The 19,649-nt window shown below is 57.9% G+C and carries 19 protein-coding genes and 1 tRNA gene; 6 read left to right on the top strand and 14 right to left on the bottom strand.

Features of this window, described 5'->3' with window-relative positions; genetic code table 11:
• Positions 1-39: 39 nt before the first annotated feature.
• The 5 genes from ACR0J4_RS02485 to ACR0J4_RS02505 all read left to right on the top strand — a co-directional run bounded on the left by ACR0J4_RS02485 (position 40) and on the right by ACR0J4_RS02505 (position 4,456).
• A complete protein-coding gene (locus ACR0J4_RS02485; RefSeq protein ID WP_170642034.1) occupies positions 40-912 on the top strand; it encodes an ATPase in 873 nt (290 codons plus the stop codon).
• Positions 913-947: 35 nt separating this feature from the next.
• Positions 948-1,865, top strand: a complete 918-nt coding sequence (gene metA / locus ACR0J4_RS02490; protein ID WP_170642036.1) for a homoserine O-acetyltransferase MetA — start codon at positions 948-950, stop codon at positions 1,863-1,865.
• Positions 1,855-2,808 (top strand): alpha/beta fold hydrolase, encoded by a 954-nt coding sequence (locus tag ACR0J4_RS02495; RefSeq protein WP_170639139.1) that lies wholly within the window; start codon positions 1,855-1,857, stop codon positions 2,806-2,808. The genes metA and ACR0J4_RS02495 overlap by 11 nt, the downstream gene beginning before the upstream one ends.
• Before the next feature lie 49 nt (positions 2,809-2,857).
• A complete protein-coding gene (gene ppk2 / locus ACR0J4_RS02500; RefSeq protein WP_170551164.1) occupies positions 2,858-3,727 on the top strand; it encodes a polyphosphate kinase 2 in 870 nt (289 codons plus the stop codon).
• A gap of 111 nt (positions 3,728-3,838) precedes the next feature.
• The gene (locus ACR0J4_RS02505) at positions 3,839-4,456 is read left to right on the top strand and encodes a TetR/AcrR family transcriptional regulator (protein ID WP_170487400.1); all 618 of its coding nucleotides are present in this window, start codon (positions 3,839-3,841) and stop codon (positions 4,454-4,456) included.
• 3 nt (positions 4,457-4,459) lie between these two features.
• Here ACR0J4_RS02505 and ACR0J4_RS02510 read toward each other — a convergent pair whose 3' ends face one another.
• The 14 genes from ACR0J4_RS02510 to pyrH form a co-directional block, all read right to left on the bottom strand.
• Complete coding sequence (locus ACR0J4_RS02510; RefSeq protein ID WP_170642038.1) at positions 4,460-5,518, bottom strand: adenylate/guanylate cyclase domain-containing protein; 1,059 nt, start codon at positions 5,516-5,518, stop codon at positions 4,460-4,462.
• Entirely contained in the window at positions 5,515-5,883 is a 369-nt protein-coding gene (locus ACR0J4_RS02515) for a group I truncated hemoglobin (RefSeq protein ID WP_170551168.1), read from the bottom strand. The genes ACR0J4_RS02510 and ACR0J4_RS02515 overlap by 4 nt, the downstream gene beginning before the upstream one ends.
• A gap of 125 nt (positions 5,884-6,008) precedes the next feature.
• Complete coding sequence (locus ACR0J4_RS02520) at positions 6,009-6,848, bottom strand: glycosyltransferase family 25 protein (RefSeq protein ID WP_170642040.1); 840 nt, start codon at positions 6,846-6,848, stop codon at positions 6,009-6,011.
• A 21-nt stretch (positions 6,849-6,869) separates the two neighbouring features.
• Positions 6,870-7,733 carry a DUF1989 domain-containing protein gene (locus ACR0J4_RS02525; protein ID WP_170747287.1) on the bottom strand — a complete coding sequence of 288 codons (864 nt, stop codon included), beginning with the start codon at positions 7,731-7,733 and terminating at the stop codon, positions 6,870-6,872.
• A gap of 102 nt (positions 7,734-7,835) precedes the next feature.
• Entirely contained in the window at positions 7,836-8,426 is a 591-nt protein-coding gene (locus tag ACR0J4_RS02530) for a YrbL family protein (protein ID WP_170642044.1), read from the bottom strand.
• Between the two features lie 137 nt (positions 8,427-8,563).
• Positions 8,564-8,653 (bottom strand) — tRNA-Ser (locus ACR0J4_RS02535).
• A 108-nt stretch (positions 8,654-8,761) separates the two neighbouring features.
• Positions 8,762-11,176: a DUF3772 domain-containing protein gene (locus ACR0J4_RS02540; protein ID WP_170642046.1), complete on the bottom strand. Its 2,415-nt coding sequence runs from the start codon at positions 11,174-11,176 to the stop codon at positions 8,762-8,764.
• A complete protein-coding gene (locus ACR0J4_RS02545; protein WP_170642048.1) occupies positions 11,176-12,210 on the bottom strand; it encodes a cysteine synthase A in 1,035 nt (344 codons plus the stop codon). The genes ACR0J4_RS02540 and ACR0J4_RS02545 overlap by 1 nt, the downstream gene beginning before the upstream one ends.
• A gap of 68 nt (positions 12,211-12,278) precedes the next feature.
• A complete protein-coding gene (locus tag ACR0J4_RS02550) occupies positions 12,279-13,394 on the bottom strand; it encodes an NUDIX domain-containing protein (protein ID WP_170642050.1) in 1,116 nt (371 codons plus the stop codon).
• A gap of 31 nt (positions 13,395-13,425) precedes the next feature.
• Entirely contained in the window at positions 13,426-13,866 is a 441-nt protein-coding gene (locus ACR0J4_RS02555) for a TrgA family protein (RefSeq protein ID WP_170551180.1), read from the bottom strand.
• 16 nt (positions 13,867-13,882) lie between these two features.
• Positions 13,883-15,091: an SAM-dependent methyltransferase gene (locus ACR0J4_RS02560; RefSeq protein ID WP_170642052.1), complete on the bottom strand. Its 1,209-nt coding sequence runs from the start codon at positions 15,089-15,091 to the stop codon at positions 13,883-13,885.
• A gap of 69 nt (positions 15,092-15,160) precedes the next feature.
• On the bottom strand, positions 15,161-16,585 hold the full coding sequence (locus ACR0J4_RS02565; protein WP_170642054.1) for a cryptochrome/photolyase family protein: 1,425 nt from the start codon (positions 16,583-16,585) through the stop codon (positions 15,161-15,163).
• A 48-nt stretch (positions 16,586-16,633) separates the two neighbouring features.
• Positions 16,634-17,860, bottom strand: a complete 1,227-nt coding sequence (locus ACR0J4_RS02570) for an aminotransferase class V-fold PLP-dependent enzyme (RefSeq protein ID WP_170642056.1) — start codon at positions 17,858-17,860, stop codon at positions 16,634-16,636.
• 48 nt (positions 17,861-17,908) lie between these two features.
• Entirely contained in the window at positions 17,909-18,652 is a 744-nt protein-coding gene (pyrH, locus tag ACR0J4_RS02575; RefSeq protein ID WP_170469717.1) for a UMP kinase, read from the bottom strand.
• Positions 18,653-18,737: 85 nt separating this feature from the next.
• Between pyrH and miaA the strand changes: the two genes are divergently transcribed.
• Entirely contained in the window at positions 18,738-19,631 is an 894-nt protein-coding gene (gene miaA / locus ACR0J4_RS02580) for a tRNA (adenosine(37)-N6)-dimethylallyltransferase MiaA (RefSeq protein ID WP_170642058.1), read from the top strand.
• The last annotated feature ends 18 nt before the right edge of the window (positions 19,632-19,649 follow it).

Raw genomic sequence — 19,649 nt, forward strand, 5'->3', positions numbered from 1 at the left:
GCCCGATTTAGCAAAGGCAAAAACAAGGGACAGCAGAAGATGATCTACGGCTCGGCAAGAGATTGGCGTGGGGCTGCACGCAAGAAGGTGCTGTTTTTTGGCATGTCGGGGCTGGGCAAGACCTATGTATCCAACATCCTGCGGGACAGCGGTGGCTGGTTTCACTACTCGGTCGACTACCGGATCGGCACCCGCTACATGGGCGAATACATCGCCGATAACGCCAAGGCTGAGGCGATGAAAGTCCCATTCCTGAGGGACCTTCTGCTGTCGGATTCGATATATATCGGCTCGAACATCTCGTTCGAGAACCTGACCCCTGTCGCATCCTATCTTGGCAAACCCGGTAATCCGGCGCTTGGCGGGTTGGAGATGTCCGAGTACCGCCGCCGACAGGAGCAATTCCGACTGGCTGAAATTCACGCCCTTCTGGACACCGAATATTTCGTGGACCGGGCAGAGCGCCTCTATGGCTATCCGCATTTCATCTGCGACACAGGCGGGTCGATTTGCGAGTGGGTCGACCCGAACGACCCAGCAGATCAACTGATGTCCGAGCTGTCAAAACAGGCGCTGATGATCTGGCTGAAGGGTGACGACGACCACACGGCCGAACTGGTCCGACGCTTTGACAAGGCCCCCAAGCCGATGTCCTACCAGGCTGAATTCCTGACCCGCGTCTGGACCGAATATCTAGATCAACACGGCTGCTCCGGGTCTGACGTGGACCCGGACGCGTTCATCCGGTGGACCTACGCTCAGGCGCTTGCCCATCGTCAGCCCCGGTACGAGGCGATGGCGAAGAACTGGGGCGTTACGATAACGGCCAAAGACATCGGAAAAGTGCGCGATGCGGCTGATTTCGATGGGTTGATCGAACGCACCCTTGAGACCGGGCGCGATCGCGCCTAACTACCTCCTCCTAACCTACTCAAAAGTCTGACCCGATGCCGATCAAAATCCCATCCGAACTGCCCGCCTTTGACGTCCTGACCCAGGAAGGCGTCATGGTCATGGCTGCGGATCAGGCAATGCGGCAGGATATTCGCCCTCTGCGGATCGGGCTGCTGAATCTGATGCCCAAGAAGATCCAGACCGAGAACCAGTTCGCGCGTCTGATCGGTGCCACTCCGCTGCAGATTGACCTGTCTCTGATCCGCATGACCGAGCATCGGACCAAGAACACCGCCGCGGCGCATATGGCCGAATTCTATCAGCCGTTCAAAGACGTGAAGGATCATAAGTTCGATGGCCTGATCATCACCGGTGCGCCGATCGAACATCTGGAATTCGATGATGTCACCTATTGGGAAGAACTCCGCGAGGTGTTTGAGTGGACACAGACCAATGTCCATTCCACATTCGGGGTCTGCTGGGGAGGTATGGCGATGATCAACCATTTCCACGGCGTGAAAAAACACATGCTGGACGCCAAGGCCTTTGGCTGTTTCCGGCATCGGAACCTTCTCCCGTCCTCTCCGTTTTTGCGGGGATTCTCGGATGATTGCGTTATTCCTGTCAGCCGCTGGACCGAGATGAAACAGGCCGAGATCGACAACGCGGACGGTCTCGTCACGTTGCTTGGCAGCGATGAAGCAGGTCCTTGCCTTGTCGAGGATCCGGCGCATCGTGCGCTCTATATCTTCAACCATTTCGAATATGACAGCGATACGTTGAAGCAGGAATATGATCGGGACGTCGCAAATGGCACACCGATCAACGTGCCGATGAACTACTATCCCGATGATGACCCGACGCAGGCGCCGCAGAACCGGTGGCGCAGCCATGCGCATCTGCTCTATGGTAACTGGATCAATGAAATATATCAGTCCACACCATTCGATATGAGTGAAATTGGCCGCTAAGATCTGGATACTCCTGACGCTGGGCCTGATCGGCTTCGCAGCGTTTACCTTGTGGCGCGCCGCCCAGAGCGAGGCCCGCGCTGCCCAGGCGTTTCCGCCCGAAGGCCAGATACTCGACGTGGATGGAATTGCCGTGCATGCGGTTGTCATGGGGGACGGCCCTGATGTGGTCTTGATCCATGGCTCCAGCGGCAATACCCGCGACATGACCTTCGCCTTGGCCCCTATTCTGGCCGAAACCTACCGCGTGATCGTGTTTGACCGTCCCGGCCTTGGCTATTCGGACAGTTTCAATCCCGAGGGCGAAACCATCCAGGAGCAGGCGGATATCCTGCAACGCGCCGCTGCCCAACTTGGCGCAGAGAAACCCATTGTCGCGGGACAAAGTCTTGGAGGGTCAGTAGCACTGGCCTGGGCGGTGACCCGTCCCAACAATCTCTCGGGCCTTGTGCTGATCGCCCCGGCCGCCATCCCGTGGGAGACGCCGCTGGACAATTTCAACCGATTGGCGGCGACCAACCTAGGAAGCGCGCTCGCCCTACCCCTGATCACCTCCTACGTGCCGGAATCTTATGTCGAAACGGCCCTCGACAAAGTGTTTGCCCCCCAAACTGCGCCCGAAGGCTATGCCGAGCATTTCGGCCCCGCCCTGACAATGCGCCGCGCCTCGATGCACGCCAACGCAAAACAACGGGTCCGGCTGCTGGAAGAGGTTGAGCGTCTGCAGCCCCGATACGGTGAAATCTCTGTGCCTACCGAAATCATTCACGGCACGGCAGACACGACCGTCAAGCTGGATTGGCACTCAACCCGCTTGATCGAACAAATCCCCGGTGCCGAGCTGATCGAGCTGCCGGGCATCGGCCATATGCCCCAGGTCGTCGCAGCCGAAGAGGTCGCCGCCGCCATAGACCGCGCCGCACAGCGGGCGGGTTTGCGTTAGGCCAGCACCTAATTCATAGTTAGATATGGATTTTATCGCGAGGTAGCTCATGGCCCGGTCAGAAAAAGGTGCAATCGAGAAGTATTACCGCAAGAAAGCGCCCGGCGACGTGCGTAAAATGATCGAAAAGGCCAACAAGGGCGACATCCTGAACCCGAGCTACCCTTACGCCGAAAAAATGAAGACAAAGGACTACGAGCAGCAGATCGAGGCGCTGCAAATCGAGCTGGTCAAAATGCAATCCTGGGTCAAAGAAACCGGCCAACGGGTCGCGATCATCTTTGAAGGCAGAGATGCGGCGGGAAAAGGCGGCACCATCAAGCGGTTCCGCGAGAACCTGAACCCACGCGGGGCTCGGAATGTTGCGCTCAGCAAGCCCTCGGATTCCGAGCGCAGCCAATGGTATTTCCAACGCTATATCCAGCACCTGCCCTCGGCAGGTGAGATCGTGTTTTTCGACCGCAGTTGGTACAACCGAGGTGTCGTGGAAAACGTCTTTGGGTTCTGTAATCAGGAGGAACGCGAACGGTTCTTCCGTCAGGTGTTGCCGCTGGAAACCGGGTTCGTGAACGACGGGATAAGTCTGTTCAAGTTCTGGCTGAATGTCGGCCGGGCGGAACAGCTGAACCGCTTTTTGGCGCGTGAGACGGATCCGCTCAAACAGTGGAAACTCAGCCCAATCGATATCGCCGGATTGGAAAAATGGGATGAATACACTCAGTCGATTTCTGAAACTCTGACCCGATCACATTCGGAAAACTGTCCTTGGACCATCGTGCGGTCTGACGACAAGAAACGCGCGCGCCTTGCAGCGATCCGAACGGTGCTGCTGGCTTTGGACTATGATGAGAAAGACGAAAAAGCCATCGGCGATAATGATCCGAAAATCTGCGGCGGGCCGGATGTCTGGGAGTCCTGACGCAAATATCGGAAAGGCTAAGAATTGATCGCTTGGGCGTTGGACCATTGGTTGAAATTGGACTATCTCTTGGCACCCGAACACGTGAAAAACCAATAACCTGAGGCCGGAATGACGAAGCGTGGGTATCACCATGGAAACCTGAAGCAGGCCCTGATTGAGGCCGCGCTTTCGTTGATCGAAGAAAAAGGCCCCACCGGTTTCACCCTGTCCGAGGCCGCCAAGACCGCCGGGGTCACTCCTGCTGCCGTCTACCGGCACTATCACGGGCGGGAGGACCTGATAGCCGAGGCCGCCCGCCAAGGGTTCGAGATGTTCGCCGACTTGATGCAATATGCCTATGACGAGGGTCAGCCATCCGCTCTGGCCGCGTTTGAGGCCACCGGGCGCGCCTATCTGGCCTTTGCCCGCAAGCATCCCGGCCATTACATCGCCATGTTCGAAAGCGGGATTTCCCCGAACCGTACGCCCGAGCTGTCTTTGGCGTCAAACCGGGCCAAAACGGTTCTGGAGAAGGCAGCTGCGGACCTGTCGCAACATATCCCACCGGAAAAGCGGCCTCCCGCGTCCATGTTCTCGGCCCATATTTGGGCAATGAGTCACGGTGTGGTTGAACTCTATGCGCGTAACGCGACCGGTGCGACCTCGCCCTTTTCGCCCGAGGACCTTCTCGAAAGCGGGATTGGGATTTACCTGCGCGGGCTGGGTCTGGTGCCGCAGGATGACTGATCCTCAGAACAATCGGCTTCCCTGATTAGCGCTGAGGCCTGACGAGACGTTGATCAGATCCATCTCCCCCATCCCCTTGATCTCGACCCGTCCCAGATCCGAGACCTGAAACTCGTCGATTAACGCATATTTCATCGCCTCCGGCGCGACGATGTTCATCGGGTTTGCAAAGACTTGCAGGCGCGCGGCGATGTTCACGGCTGGGCCAAACACGTCATAGACATATTTCTGAATGCCCACGACCGACCCGACAGCCGGCCCCATGCCCAAGCCGATCCGGGCCTGCCATTTGTGCGGGTGGCTTTCGTTACGCCGCTCGAGATACCGCAGGAAGCGCACTGCGCAATGGGCGACCGCCGTGGCATGGTCGGGCGTCGCATCCGGCATGCCAGAGACGGCCAAATAGGCGTCCCCAATTGTTTTGATCCGCTCGCATCCATACTGCTCAACGATCCGGTCGAAGGCCGTGAAGATATCATTCAACTCGCTCAACGTGACTGTCGGATCGGTTTTGGCAGCAAAATCCGTGAACCCGACGAAATCCAACATCACCACCGAGACTTCGTCAAACAGCTGAGGGGTCACGACGCCAAACGTCTTGAACTCTTCATACACAGCGCGGGGCATCACGTTCAGCAAGAGACGTTCAACCCTTTCCTTCTCGCGCTCCAATTCACGCGTGTTGCGCTCGACCATGGTCGAGTAGCTGTCAATCATGCTCTCCAGTTCGCGAATGCGCGTGATGTTCTGGCATTCTACGATCAGCACCTGTTCCGACAACCCACTGGCCAGTGAGACAGTGACCGCAAAGATCAGCGTCCGGCGTTTGGGTTTGATCTGAAGCTCGACCGAATACCGCAGGCCGGATTGCTTGACGTCCTCCAGCTCTCTCACGTCAAGGTCGGGCAGGATATCCAACAGAGACTGCTTTATCTCGGGCTTGCCAAACCACTCAGCGAAAGGACTGTTGTGAAAGACGAATTTCAGATCCGAGGCACGCACAACGGCAACACCAACGCCGATGGCACGCAGGAGCTGTTCATTGATGGCAAGGATGCTCATGCCGCGTCACGGCTGACGATGATCGAGCGCTTGCCTTCAATCGCGCCAAGGGCCGTTTTGATATCGCGCTCGGACATGCCATGCATCTCAAGCGCTTCGCCGAATAGCTCCGCCATGACATCAAAATGGTCATGAGAAATGCCAAGGTGGCGATGCACAGCCTCGATCCTATCGTCGCTGAACGCAGCAGGACCACCGACCAGGGAAGAGACGAACTTGGTCTGATGGTCAATCAGGCGCGGCATGTCGATATCTTCGAAGAAATGCCCGATTTCGTCGGAATCAAGCGCTATTTCGTAGAAACTCATCACCACACGGCTGATGGTTTTGAAGCCGCCGTATTTCTCGTAAAGCGTTTGTGACACCCCAACACCCAGTCAATAACTAGAAATAACGCCACAACCTTATATCAAATTGGTATTTTTGTTAATGCTTTTGAAAACTTGAGTTCTTCAGCCTCGGTTTGCCACTAGGGTGCTCGAAACAGGCTTCAGACAAGAAGGTCGGTATCAGTTGGAATGAACCCAACAAACCCACCCTGGTCGAGCAATTTTTTTTGCCCTCCAAAGCGCCAACCAAGCTTGCGTTTTGCCGCGAACAGCTCGCGCCGAGCCCGGAACCAGAACGGGCCTTTGTCCAAGCCGGTATTGGTGGATTGATCACCTTCCCGCTCGCTGGTCTTGACCTGTTCGAGATCTTGCTGCTGCTTCGACCAGATCATCTGCACACCGACAGCCGGGAACACCTGATACATCCGCCAATCTGGCCGGGGGATCGATACGAAATCATCGAGATGGTCGGAATACTGCTGAGACCAGGCCAGCAGTTTGCGACACCCCTCCTGCGACAGAACATAGGCCGCAGCACTTGGGGCCATTTCCAGCATTGGGCGAACTGTAACTCTGCCTATCTCTTCCTCTGCTCCAAAACGCAGGCTGCGCGGCGAGTAGTCCATCTTTGCGAAATCGAACCTGTCCGCGTTCTCGACGAGGCTGTCGATCACCTGCCCCAGTCGGGACGACATCTCGACATCATCCTCGAAAATTGCGGCCGCCTTCAGATTTTGATCCACTGCTTGCTGCCAGACGGTGCGATGGCTTTCAAAACAGGCGATCTCGCTTTGCTTCAAACCCCAGCGAGAACCAACGCCCGGCACATACCCATTCCCCTCCAGAGCATCCGCCTGACGTGCGTCAACCGCGCTGAAGCGGATCGGTTCGATCACGCCAGCTTTTGCGAACTGCGCCTCCATAAACGCGCGGCGTTCGGGAACCCGGTCAAGGTTTATGTAGAACACAGCCGTACTAAGCTGCTCATCCGCTTGCGTCACGCGCTGTCCTTTCGCTGCCTTTTATGTCCCATGCGACCGGTCATAGGCCGAGACGCTGGGCTGAACATGCACCTGCCGCGCGGCCTCACCAGGGTCAAAGACCTCAATCAGCAAGGGATAGCACGCAGCGGTGTCCGAGGAATGCTCTGAGGAACAATCCCCACCCGGACAGGCTGAGAGGCCGACGATCAGGTCGATCTCGGCGTGGAATTCAAGGTAGTCACCCGGACGCACTGGGCTGGCCTTCATAAAATACTGGCCGGTATCGCGCGTGAACCCAGTACACATGAAGACGTTCAGAACGTCATGCACATGGGTCTCCGCCTCGTGCAGAGGCAGATCGCAATGCTGCGCCAAGGCCCGGGTCAGGTTCGAATGACAGCAATAGTGGTAGTCATCCCCCGACAGCAACCGCCCGGTATATGGGTCGCAGCGGGTGCCGATCACGTCATGAACGGAGCCCCCAAAGGCGTCAAAGCCGTACCAGTCCAGCGTATCAGCCGTGATCGTCGCCATAGGCCGCATATTTGGGAAAGTCGACCACATGCGGTCTCCGGTCGAAAGATGCGTACCGTGCAGGGCGCGGGTTTTACCGGAATAGAACCTTTCGGTCAGATCGTGTTTGTTCCACAAGTTCAGATCGCCAACTTGAGCGCCTTCGACAGATGTGATGCGGAAAAAAGCACCGGCTGGCACGTCGATACAGGCGGCATCGCGCGGCGCGGCGGTGACCCCTGCAGTTTTCACGGATGTGTCCCGCGAGCGGGTCAGCCCATCTAGGTCGGGGCTGGGCAGAGTCTCGGGCGGGTAGCAGATGACTGGGCGGATGGCCTTGCGGTCCTCGGCATCAGTTGGGGCCGGGAAATTTGGGGTTGAGAGTTTCACTTAGCACCTCCGCCAATTTGGGCTGTCTTGCACCTAACACCGCCAGACATAAAGCAAATACAGGACAGCAGCCAATGCTCAAATTGGTCCATTCTGACGCAACTAACCCGCCATGCGCGCGCGCCGCCGCGCCATAGATTTGCGAAACGCCCAATCGCTGAACAATGTCAGAGGCAACAGGACCCTCTCACCCAACCCGTCAATGACGACAAGTCTGCCACCGCGCTCCTGCGCGCGCACGATGTTTCCGATCCCCATGTCACCAACGATGATACGTCCGCGCTCCAGATCATCCAGCAACTCCAGCAAGTCGGCCCGCAGCTTCTGAGCCACTTCCGGGTCACCATTTGCAGCCATCATCTCGGCATGCAGGGACGGGGCGAGATCCCCATCCGGGCCGGTCATCTTTTCTACCACGATTGCAGGCCCCTGCGAAGTTGGTGCATAGCCCATGAACTTCGCCAGACGCTCGATCTCAGGGCAGCCACGGTGCAGCGCGGCAAGGTATTCGTTCGCTTCGCGGTTCCACTGTCGCAAATTGCCGTAACGCCATTGCGCATAGCGCGGTATGAGGTGGTTTCGCTTCGGCTCATCCACGCGGACTTTCAACAGGGCGCCATCCATTTCGGGATGCTGGAAAATCTCATAATTCTGGCTTGTACGCAGAGGCACCTGCCTGGTCAGGTCAATCATGTTCGTCCGTCTGTCCTGTGCAGAAAATTCGCGTCGACCGGCACTATATGGCTGTCATGGAACTGATACAATGCAACCAGATCTCGCCACACAGAACGGTCATATCTAGGTGCGGCATAAACTGATCAGGGGGATTGTGGCGGAGAGACAGGGATTCGAACCCTGGAGACGGTTTCCCGCCTACACACTTTCCAGGCGTGCGCCTTCGACCACTCGGCCACCTCTCCGTGAGCGCGATATGTGACGCAATGCAAAAGGATTTGCAAGGCCCCAATAGCGCGAATTCACACCCGTTTGCAGATTAGTTCGCGGACCATTCCCCGCGCGAGCAATGCTCAGACTTCGTCCCCAGCATCGCCGTCCAGATCTCCCTCGGTCATGGCTGCGGGTTCGGTGCTGGGTGCTCGTTGCTCCGGGGCTGTCGCGGTGTGGTCTTGTGCTTCAGCGCGCAAGGCTTCGGGGTTACGAAGCCAAACGTCGCGTTGTGCGAACGGGATCTCTATACCTTCTTCCACGAAACGGCGGTTGATTTCGTGGTTCATGTCGGATTTGACCGACAGAACCCAATTCACGTCGCGCAAAATGCCTCGGATTTCAAAGTCCAGCGAATCCGCACCGAACCCCTGAAACACCACGCTGGGGGCTGGATTCGCCAAGACCATGGGATGAGAATTCGCGATCTCGCCCAGAATGGTCTCGACCTTGCGCGTATCGGTCCCATAGGCCACTCCCACAGGCACGATCACCCGGCCAATCGTGTTGCCACGGGTATAGTTGGTGACGACGCCGCTGATCAGATCCGAATTCGGAACAATGACATCCGTCCGGTCAAACGTCTCAATCCGCGTGGATCGGACCGAGATATCGCGGACGTAGCCCATCATGCCGTTCACATCGATCCAATCCCCTTTCGAGATGGGACGCTCGACCAGAAGAATGATGCCAGAAACGAAGTTCGAAACGATGGTCTGAAGACCAAAACCAATACCGACAGACAGTGCACCGGCTACAATCGCGAGAGATGAGAGATCAAACCCAGCCACCGTGATTGCAACCAGTGAGGCGAGGAAAATGCCGACGTAACCAGTGCCCGATACGATCGCATTTTGCCCGCCTGGATCAATACTTGTCTTGGGCAGCAGCGAATTGCGCAAGCCTCCCTGCAGCAGTCGTGTCAGGCCATATCCGATGGCAAACACGGCGACAAAAGTCAGGAAATTGGACGGAGAGATCGTAACCCCGCCCAAGCTGAACCCTTGCAGGATCTGCGACCAGATCTCGCTAAGATCCGCTTCGCGCGCGCCCCAGAAAAGGGCCAGGATAGGGATCGAAATCAAGGCCAGGAAGAAACCCACCAGAACCGCGAACAGAGAATCGCGGGCGTTATCCCCCTGCCCCGTAAACCAGCCGTATAGCGAGCTGATAAAGCGCTGCACGATCACAAGAATGGCGATCAGGATCAGCGTGTTGACTGCAGGAAACACAATCGCTTCGGCCGCGTTGGTGTAGCCCAACAAGGCCAGAACAGGCGCGCTGACACCCAGCAGGAACACGATGCGCCGGACAACCTCGACAACCTGCGAAAATCCACTGGCACGTGGGATCTCGCCGCCCTCGGTCGCTGGATCTGATTGTCTGATCTGACGAATGCGCAGCAGAAGAAGAGAGGTGACGACAATGACCGGGAAGATAACAACGGCGCGGGTGGAATCCGCTATGTTCTCAATCCTCTCGAACAGGCCAACCATGTCGTGCAGGATCAGCATCACTGCCAGAATATCGACATAGATACGTATTTCGGTGATCTGCCCCGCCGAGAATCTTTGGAAATTCTGTGCCGCGGCCATCAGGTAGACCTGCCGTCCGACCCAGTCGAAAACAAGCACGATCGCCGCCCAATACGGCACCTGCTGCAGTAGAAGCGTGCCGCGAAGACCAAGTACTCCGGTCAGGTCAATCGCAGCTGTCAGAGCCACCACGCCAATCCAGGGAAGGATGATGCGCAGAAGGGAAATCACAAAGGTCCACGCACCGGTTCCGCGCCCACCGAAACGACGCAGATAGTCGCCTCCTCGTTCAGACCAATGGCGTCCGTAAACCAGTAAGATGACGGCTAGCGCCACCAAGGCCAGTATCGCGGGGGCCTGATTCTGAACGCGTTCTTTAGTGACGTCAGATGTCAGACTGGCCGTCGTCTCGTTGAACAGTCCGAACAGAGCCTCGCGGATATCGGACCACGCGGCGGGCCATGTCGACAGGTTCAGCGGCGATGGACCGCGTTCCAAAAACTGCTTTCTCTGACGTTCTCGCAGGATACGGTCAATTTCGCTGATCAGACCGTTGGCGCGGCTAAAGGCCTCCTCAGAGATAATCCGCGGCACCCGCAAGGCGTTGAGCTGTTCGTCCAGATGCTCGCGAAGTTGCGCGATATCCTCCGGCTCTGTGACCCCTTCTTCGGGCGCGGGACCCAGCGCCTTGACCTGGCTTTCCAGCGTCTGGATGCGGTCGGCATTGGCGTTGCGAGCCGTATTGAACGTATTGCGATAGCCGTCGATCTCAGTTCGCAACTGCTCCATCGCGGCGTCCGACGCCCTGTCGGCTTCAACAACGCTTTCGGCACGGTCCGCAGTGCTGAGCCAGCCCTTATAGAACTCGCTCTGCCGATCAGTCAGTTGCGCCGAGGCTACCCCCGCCAACCCGACTAAGATAAGCGCAGCAATTGTCAGAAACAGGCGGACCTGTCGCAGCATCAGACGTCCTCGAACACGCCCGGTATCTTTCGCGGGGCGTCTGTCATCCAATCCGGTACCGGCAGTTCTTTTTCGCGCAGGAACTCGGGATTGAACAGTTTGGACTGATAGCGTGTGCCATAGTCACACAGGATGGTCACAATCGTATGCCCCGGCCCAAGGTCCTTGGCCAAACGCACCGCACCAGCCATGTTGATCGCGGTCGAACCACCCATGACCAGACCTTCTTCACGAAGCAGGTCAAAGATGTACGGCAGGGCTTCGTTGTCGGTCGCCTGATAGGTGTAGTCCGGCTTGAACCCTTCGAGGTTCTTGGTGATCCGCACCTGTCCGATACCTTCTGCGATCGAGCCGCCCTCCATCGCGATTTCGCCAGTTGTGTAGTAGGAATACAGCCCCGCGCCCATCGGGTCGACCAGGCCTATCTTCACGCCTTTTGGCTGCAGCGCATCGGCCACGCCCGCCAGCGTTCCGCCCGAGCCGACCGCGCAGACAAAGCCATCGACCTTGCCGTCGGTCTGTTCCCAGATCTCGGGGCCGGTGGTTTCCACATGGGCCTGACGGTTGGCAACATTGTCGAACTGGTTTGCCCAGATCGCGCCATTGGGTTCAGTTTGCGCCAGTTCATCGGCCAGACGGCGGGAGTAGTGAACGAAGTTGTTGGGGTTGCGATACGGTGCCGCCGGAACCTGAACCAATTGCGCGCCTGCAAGACGCAGCATGTCTTTCTTCTCTTCTGACTGGGTCTCCGGGATAACGATCACCGTCTTGAACCCCATCGATGCACCGACCAGAGCCAGCCCGATGCCTGTATTGCCTGCGGTGCCTTCCACTATGGTGCCACCGGGCTTCAACTCACCCCGCGCAACTGCGTCGCGGATGATGTAGAGAGCAGCACGGTCCTTGACCGACTGGCCGGGGTTCATAAATTCCGCCTTGCCGAGGATCTCGCACTCGGTTTCTTCACTGATGCGCTTCAACCGGATCAGCGGCGTTTTTCCGACTGCGTCGGCAAGATCTCGTGCAATGCGCATGGCACCCTCATTTCATTACGTAATACTGCAGATTTACAGCCGCTCTGCGCCAACCACAAGCGCGATAGTCACCCACGCAGGCGGTCGCGGTGACGCGCCAGCCAATGGGCCAGAGTCAACAGCGGTAAGTCTTTGAATTCACCGCGATCCACCATGGCAATAAACATGTCAAAAGGTAGAACACGAGAGCGTATATCCTCACCTTCGGTGGTCAGCCCTGCGGTTATTGCGGGATCTGTCAAATCACCAAGCCCGACATAGAGATAGACGTACTCGGTCGACGACCCGCTGGAGGAATAACCTCCTCCTGCGCTATGCAGAGCATCGAAAGCGATGCCTGCCTCCTCCATTCCTTCACGATGTGCGGCCTGCTCTGGCGTTTCACTAGGGTCGATCATGCCTGCAACCGGCTCCCACATCCAAGGTTCGGGATCATCGATCAGATAGACTGGGGCGCGGAACTGCTCGACAAGTAATACGGTGTCTCGCACCGGATCATAGGGGAGAACGATTACCGCGCTGCCTTGCAACAGCGCGCTTCGGTTCAGCGTCGGCCCCATGGCTCCATCGTATTGACGGTGTTGCAGGTCGATCTCTTCCATCGCGAAGTAGTTGACATAGGCCCGATGATGGCGATGCACGATCACGTCCTTGGACACATCGCGCGCATCCCCCGTTTGCCGCTGCCGTGCGAAGAGTTTTGCCCAGGCCCGCGTCTGAATCGCCTGCATGCTGCGCGCCATATCCGAAGGCGCAACCCGCCCGAGATAGCTCATTTCCTCCTCGGCGGCGAGCGCGGTGACGTCACCGAGGCGTTCAACCCACCCGTCCAGAGACCAAGGCCCATCCGCCACCCAGGCCGTAGGTTCGGGAAAAAACACCTGAGCCTGCGCCCAGGTTCCATCCTCTAGCGTCACTGCCAAAGGCCTCAGATCATAGTCGAACCCGCCCTCGTAATAAGCCAGTCGATCCAGATCCGCTTGCGTGAGGCCTTGCACGAACAATCCCAAAGCCTGTTCATCATCTGCCTGTTGAATCATTGGGAAGTCCTGTCCCTGAACCGCAGAGACGAAGTGGCCTCGCAGGATGGCAGGTGTCAGCGATAGCTCAGACGAAGAGCGCCCCAGAACGGCCTCCAACAGCGGCACATGCCGCAGGGTTCCATAGAAGAACAAATCGGACACGAGAGGACAGGCTTTCGTTAAGTGTTTACATTCAGCGCCAGCGGCGGCTTGCTATTTCTGTCAGCAAACCGGTGGCGATGGCGCCAACACCCAAGGTGATCAGGATTTCGGGTGCGAGTAACTGTTCACCGAATTCGACGCCAATCTTGAAGATCGCAATCAGCGCCTCAAAGGGACCGTCATAGCGGTGGCGCATGGCCAGCCGGAACATTTCATAGGTGCCCTGAACGAAAAGGCCCCAAAACACCAGTGAAGCCACGCCGGTCAGGCCGTTGTTAATCCCGGCCGTCCAGCCTCGGCCAGCGCGCTTGCCCATGATTTTCCAACCGCAGATCCAACCCAAGGCGATGTTGACCACGGTAAAATACCCATAGTCCTTCCCCTCTTCTCCGTTTGCGATAACCATGCTGGACACGATGAACGCCAACACCACAAGACAAGCGGCGGCGACAAGGCGACTGGCGGTGGGCATGTATGAATTCCGTTCGTTAACTAGGCTTTGCTATGGTGATCTGTGTCACATCGCAATTGCCCGTGTCAAAGGCTGCGCCACAAGCCGTCAAATAATAATTCCACATGCGGCGGAAACGCTCATCAAATCCCATCTCCGAGATCTGGTCCCACTTGTCGTTGAACGTATCAAACCATCGCCGCAGGGTCAGGTCATAGCTCTTACCGAACTCCTTCGAGCGCACAACATCCAGCCCCGCCTGATTAATCTGCTGTCGTAAGATCGTCGGCGATGGCAGCATCCCCCCTGGGAAGATGTATTTTTGAATGAAATCAACGCCGTTCTTGTAGTAGTCCCAGCGATGATCGCCCACGGTGATGATCTGCAACGTGGCTTGCGCCCCCGGCTTCAACCGATCACGGACAGTATCGAAATAGATCGGCCAGTATTTCTGACCCACGGCCTCAAACATCTCGATCGAGGCAATGCCATCGTATTGCCCTTGTTCGTCGCGATAATCCTGAAGTTTCAGATCAACCAGATCCGATATGCCAGCTTTCTCAATGCGTTGCTGCGCGAACTTCAACTGCTCTTGGCTGATAGTCAGACCCGTCACACGCAGGCCCCGCTCTTTCGCGGCATATTCGGCGAAGCCGCCCCAGCCACAGCCGATCTCAAGTACGTGATCGCCGGGTTTGACGCCCATCTCATCGACCATGCTGGCGTATTTGGCGGTCTGCGCCTTCTCGAGGCTCTCTTGCCCTGTCTCGAAAATGGCGCTGGAATAAGTCATCGTATCGTCAAGCCAGAGCGCATAAAAATCGTTCCCCAAATCGTAGTGATACGAGATATTCTTCTTGGCCTGTCTACGGTTGTTTCGATGCAGCCAAAACCGCAGACGCTCATAGGCCTGCACGAGAAACTTGCCTGTGAAGCCATCGTAGGCCGTCTCACTGCCCATATGGACCAAATCCATGAAGGCGCGCAAATCAGGCGTGCTCCAATGGCCTTCCAGATACGCGTCAGAAAAGCCAAGCTCACCTTCCCGGATCAGGCGGGCAAACACGTCTGGATCGTGAATTTCGACCTCGGCAACCGGTCCTGGCTTTGAGCCCTCAACACGGAAGGTCCGACCGTCGGACAAAGTGATTTCCAATCGCCCGGCTTCCATTTTGCTCAGCATCTTGAAAACCTGCGCGAAATATCTGGGCAGACCTTTTTGGCCTTCGGTCGTTGTCAAGATCATCCGCTTTCCCCTCTGCGGTGGTTGATGCAGGCTAGGACGCAATTGTGTTTGTGGCAAGTTTTCAGTTCCTTACTGGTTTTTTCGGCGTTCATACGCGGCCAGCGCACGGGCGCGCCCTGTTGGCAGATCGACCACTGGTGGCGGGTAGTCTGTCTTGGAGTTCAGGCCCCAGGAACGGGGCGTGGCTTCAAAGTAGGACAAGGCCGTCTCGGACGGGTTTGGCCTGCCTTCGGCAACCCACTGTTTTAAGTAGGCACCCTTGGGGTCGAACTTTTCCTGCTGTGTAACGGGATTGAAAATGCGGAAGAACGGAGACGCATCCGGTCCGGACCCCGCGACCCATTGCCAGCCCATCGCATTGCAAGCCGGGTCCCAGTCGATCAGGCAATCCTCGAACCACTCCATCCCGATTTTCCAATGGGTCATCAGATGCTTGGTCAGGTAACTTGCCACGATCATCCGGGCACGGTTGTGCATCCGCCCGGTCACATACATCTGCCGCAGACCCGCATCCACAACCGGAATGCCGGTTCTGGCTTGCAGCCAAGCCTTCACCTCGGGCGCATCTCGGGCCTCGTTCCATGGAAAAGCGTCCCATTCTGGCTTCCAGTTGCCCGACACCAGCTGAGGCGTGTGGTACATCAGATGATAGGCGAACTCGCGCCAGACAAGCTGTCGCAGAAATGAACCAGTGCCTTGGGTCCCTTCGAAAGCCGCGCGTTGCACGCGATGCCAAGCGGTACGCGGGCCGATCTCACCCAATGAGAGGTATTCGGACAGGTTCGAAGTCCCATCAAGATCCAGCCTGTCACGGTCGGCGCCGTAATTCGCGATCCGGTTCAGGAACCCCTCCAGATGATCAAGCGCCGCTTGCTCCCCCGGTTGCACATAGGGTCTGACGACCTCCGCCCCTCGGTTCATCTCCGCGCCAAGGTGCCATGTCGCCAGATCGTCCGAGGCGGGCCAGTGCGCGGGGGCGGTCAATCGCGTCGGAGCGGCCTCGGGCGGAGGGACCTCACGCCCCTGCACAGCGCGCCACATTGGGGTGAAGACGCGAAAGGGCTGACCGGCCTTGGTAGCAACCGTCCAAGGTTCGAACAGAAGATGTCCGGCAAAGGATTTGGCCTCGATCCCCTGCTCTTTCAGCGCCGATTTGATCTTAGTATCCCGCGCAATCGAGGCCGGATCGTAAGCGCGCGACCAATACACATCCGTCGCTCCGGTTTCAGCGATCAGCAGCTGCAACTGTGCCAACGCATCGCCCCGCCGCAGGATAAGACGGCTGCCAATGTCGTTCAGCGCGCGACCAAAGACCTCAAGCCCCAGCCCAAGCCGCCACTTCGGGGCCGCGCCAAGGGTGTGCACCAGATCATCACACAGGAACACCGGCACCAAGGGACGCCCCGTCGCGACCGCGGCAGAAAGCGCCGGATGATCGCTTAGCCGCAGGTCACGCCTGAACCATAAAATGATCGGAGGTTGCCCGTCTTCCATATTCGCCCCGCCGTTTTCTTTCCACTACGGAGCATATCGAAAACTGGATCACAAAACCCGGTCAAGTGCATTCAATAACTGATCAATTTCCTGTTGGGACGTGTAGTGCGTGAAGCTGACCCGCAACACGCCTTGATCCGGATCGACCCCCATCGCCTGCAAGGCGCGTACAGCATAGAAGTCACCACCGCCGGCCATCACGCCATGCGCCGCCAGCTCAGCCGCCACAGCAGCGGCCGGTCGACCCAAAGCCAAGGCAACGGTGGGCGCGCGCCGCGTCGCCTCGGACGGGCCGAGCAATCGCACTGCGTTTCGGTTTTTAACAGCATCAAGCACCGGTTGCAGCAGCGCCACTTCGTGATCGCGTATCAGGTCATGGGCGAAAGCGCCTTGCGCGGCGGCACCCTCAGTTGGGCCGCCATGGTGGGTGCTGAGCAGCGAGATATAATCCGCCATCCCCGCGCTGGCCGCTATTTGCGCATGGTCCGGGCCTGCCGGAGTGAACCGTTTATAAAGAGTATCGCCGTTGAAATAATGCGCCTGATTGGGCAGCAACTCACCCAGAGCACGCCGGATGACCATGCAACCCTGATGTGGGCCGTAGGTCTTGTAGGCCGAGAAAAGATAGATATCCGGCCCCAGATCACCCACATTCGGAAACCCGTGCGGCGCGTAGGACACGCCGTCCACGCACACAAAAGCGCCAGCAGCATGGGCAATGGCGGTGATCTCGGTCACCGGGTTGATCTCACCCACCACGTTCGAGCAATGCGGGAAGCAGACCAGCCGAACTTTTTCATCCAGTAGGTTTTCCAGATCCTGCGGGTTCAGAGATCCCGTTTCGGGATCAATCTTCCACTCGCGCACTTCGATCCCGGCCTCGACGAGGCGTCTCCAAGGGCCGGAATTGGCCTCGTGATCCTGATTGGTAACGATAATTGCTTCGCCGGGGCTCATCCATTGCCGGAAGGCCTGTGCAAGAACGTATGTGTTCTGGGTGGTCGAGGGACCAAAACTCAGTTCGTCAGTTTCAACCCCCAGAACCGCGGCCATCCGGGCGCGGGCTTCGTCCATCTCGGCACCCGCGAGGCGGCTGGCCTCATAGGGCGCGTAAGGCTGAACTTTGCGTTGAGTGTAGAACCGCGTCAGCCGGTCGATCACTTGCTGGCAGGTGTAGGAGCCACCTGCGTTCTCGAAGAAGGCCTGCCCCTGAAGGCTGGGTTCGGCAAAGGCCGGAAACTGAGCCCGAACGAAATCAATATCCAACGCTGTCATGGACAAGCCTTTCGATGAGTGGAGAACAGTAATAGCTAAGTGCGCGCCTCAGCCTTCAACCTTGGTATAGGTCCCCTCACCGGCCAGAATGCCCCGGAAACCACCCGGTTCATCCAGACCAAACACGATCAGCGGCAGGTTGTTGTCACGCGCCAGCGCAATGGCCGAAGCATCCATGACCCGCAGCCGTTTGGCCAGTACGTCGTCGTAGGAAACCGTGTCATAGCGCTTTGCATCGGCATGTTCTTTCGGGTCCTTGTCATACACCCCGTCCACGCCGTTTTTCCCCATGAAGATCGCCTGGCAAGCCATCTCATTCGCACGCAGCGTCGCGGCCGTATCTGTGGTGAAATACGGGTTGCCCGTCCCAGCAGCAAAGATACAAACCCGTTTCTTTTCAAGGTGGCGCACGGCGCGGCGGCGGATATAGGGCTCGCAGACCTCATCCATACGAATGGCCGAGATCACGCGGGTAAATACCCCGATCTCTTCCAGCGCCGACTGCATCCCGAGCGCGTTCATTACGGTGGCCAGCATCCCCATATAATCCGCCGTAGTCCGCTCCATCCCTTGGGCCGAGCCGCTGAGGCCGCGGAAGATATTGCCGCCCCCGATCACCATGCAAATCTCAACGCCCAGATCATGGACCGATTTCACCTCCTGCGCGATGCGCTGGACGGTGGGCGGATGTAGGCCGAATCCCTGATCACCCATCAACGCCTCGCCGGAAATCTTCAGCATCACGCGATCATACTTGGGTTTTTGGGTGTTGGGGGACGAGGTCAGGCTCATATTGCGCTCCGGGCTGGCACGGGTTTATTTTCCAGCGCAAAATGAAGCAAAACGACCGCAGGTTCAATGCGGATACTGAGGGACCATGACCAATCACCCCACCGCATCGATTTGGGACCGGATCCCCGAGATACCAGAGGACAAGCCGGTTCTGATCGCTGGCCCGACGGCCTCGGGCAAGTCTGAGTTGGCGTTGCGCATTGCCGAAAGGTTCGGAGGGGTGATCGTCAACGCCGATGCCAGTCAGGTTTACGACTGCTGGCAGGTGATCTCGGCGCGCCCCTCGCCGGACGAGGAAGCGCGCGCGCCGCATCGCCTTTATGGTCACGTCGCGTTTGATCAGGAGTATTCCACCGGCCACTGGTTGCGTGAGATCACTCCGCTGCTGACGGCCAGCCCGCGCCCGATCATCGTCGGCGGGACGGGGCTGTATTTCACCGCTCTGACGGAAGGAATGGCCGAGATACCACCGACTCCCCCGCATGTGCGCCAGGATGCCGATCAGATGGACTTGGCCCAGCTGATGTCGGGTGTGGACGCTGAAACCCTGACCCGGCTGGACACCAACAACCGCGCCCGCGTTCAGCGCGCGTGGGAGGTTCAGCAGGCAACCGGACGCAGTCTGGCATCCTGGCAAGACAACACGCCGCCGCCTGTTCTGGCCCTGAAGGACGCGGTGCCTATTGTCTTTGACGTCGACAAAACATGGCTGCTGGACCGTATCACCCTGCGGTTCGATCACATGTTAGAGAGCGGCGCTTTGGACGAGGTTGCGGCCATGCGCGACCGCTACGATCCGTCGCTGCCGGCCTGCAAGGCCATCGGGGTTCCGGAACTCATGGCCTATCTGGATGGCGCAATGACAGTGGAGCAGGCTCGCGAACTGGCCACGATCTCGACCCGTCAGTTTGCCAAACGCCAGCGCACATGGTTTCGCGCACGAATGAAGGCGTGGAATCACCTTGATTTATCAAACTGATACGAAACGCGGTTGATT

Source organism: Ruegeria sp. B10 (assembly GCF_056539825.1).

What these genes read in the sequence shown, in the direction of transcription:
- ACR0J4_RS02485 (WP_170642034.1), top strand. Translation starts at nt 40, where the DNA reads ATGATCTACGGCTCGGCAAGAGATTGGCGTGGGGCTGCACGCAAGAAG.
- metA (WP_170642036.1), top strand. Translation starts at nt 948, where the DNA reads ATGCCGATCAAAATCCCATCCGAACTGCCCGCCTTTGACGTCCTGACC.
- ppk2 (WP_170551164.1), top strand. Translation starts at nt 2,858, where the DNA reads ATGGCCCGGTCAGAAAAAGGTGCAATCGAGAAGTATTACCGCAAGAAA.
- ACR0J4_RS02505 (WP_170487400.1), top strand. Translation starts at nt 3,839, where the DNA reads ATGACGAAGCGTGGGTATCACCATGGAAACCTGAAGCAGGCCCTGATT.
- ACR0J4_RS02510 (WP_170642038.1), bottom strand. Translation starts at nt 5,518, where the DNA reads ATGAGCATCCTTGCCATCAATGAACAGCTCCTGCGTGCCATCGGCGTT.
- ACR0J4_RS02530 (WP_170642044.1), bottom strand. Translation starts at nt 8,426, where the DNA reads ATGATTGACCTGACCAGGCAGGTGCCTCTGCGTACAAGCCAGAATTAT.
- ACR0J4_RS02540 (WP_170642046.1), bottom strand. Translation starts at nt 11,176, where the DNA reads ATGCTGCGACAGGTCCGCCTGTTTCTGACAATTGCTGCGCTTATCTTA.
- ACR0J4_RS02545 (WP_170642048.1), bottom strand. Translation starts at nt 12,210, where the DNA reads ATGCGCATTGCACGAGATCTTGCCGACGCAGTCGGAAAAACGCCGCTG.
- ACR0J4_RS02555 (WP_170551180.1), bottom strand. Translation starts at nt 13,866, where the DNA reads ATGCCCACCGCCAGTCGCCTTGTCGCCGCCGCTTGTCTTGTGGTGTTG.
- ACR0J4_RS02560 (WP_170642052.1), bottom strand. Translation starts at nt 15,091, where the DNA reads ATGATCTTGACAACGACCGAAGGCCAAAAAGGTCTGCCCAGATATTTC.
- ACR0J4_RS02565 (WP_170642054.1), bottom strand. Translation starts at nt 16,585, where the DNA reads ATGGAAGACGGGCAACCTCCGATCATTTTATGGTTCAGGCGTGACCTG.
- ACR0J4_RS02570 (WP_170642056.1), bottom strand. Translation starts at nt 17,860, where the DNA reads ATGACAGCGTTGGATATTGATTTCGTTCGGGCTCAGTTTCCGGCCTTT.
- pyrH (WP_170469717.1), bottom strand. Translation starts at nt 18,652, where the DNA reads ATGAGCCTGACCTCGTCCCCCAACACCCAAAAACCCAAGTATGATCGC.
- miaA (WP_170642058.1), top strand. Translation starts at nt 18,738, where the DNA reads ATGACCAATCACCCCACCGCATCGATTTGGGACCGGATCCCCGAGATA.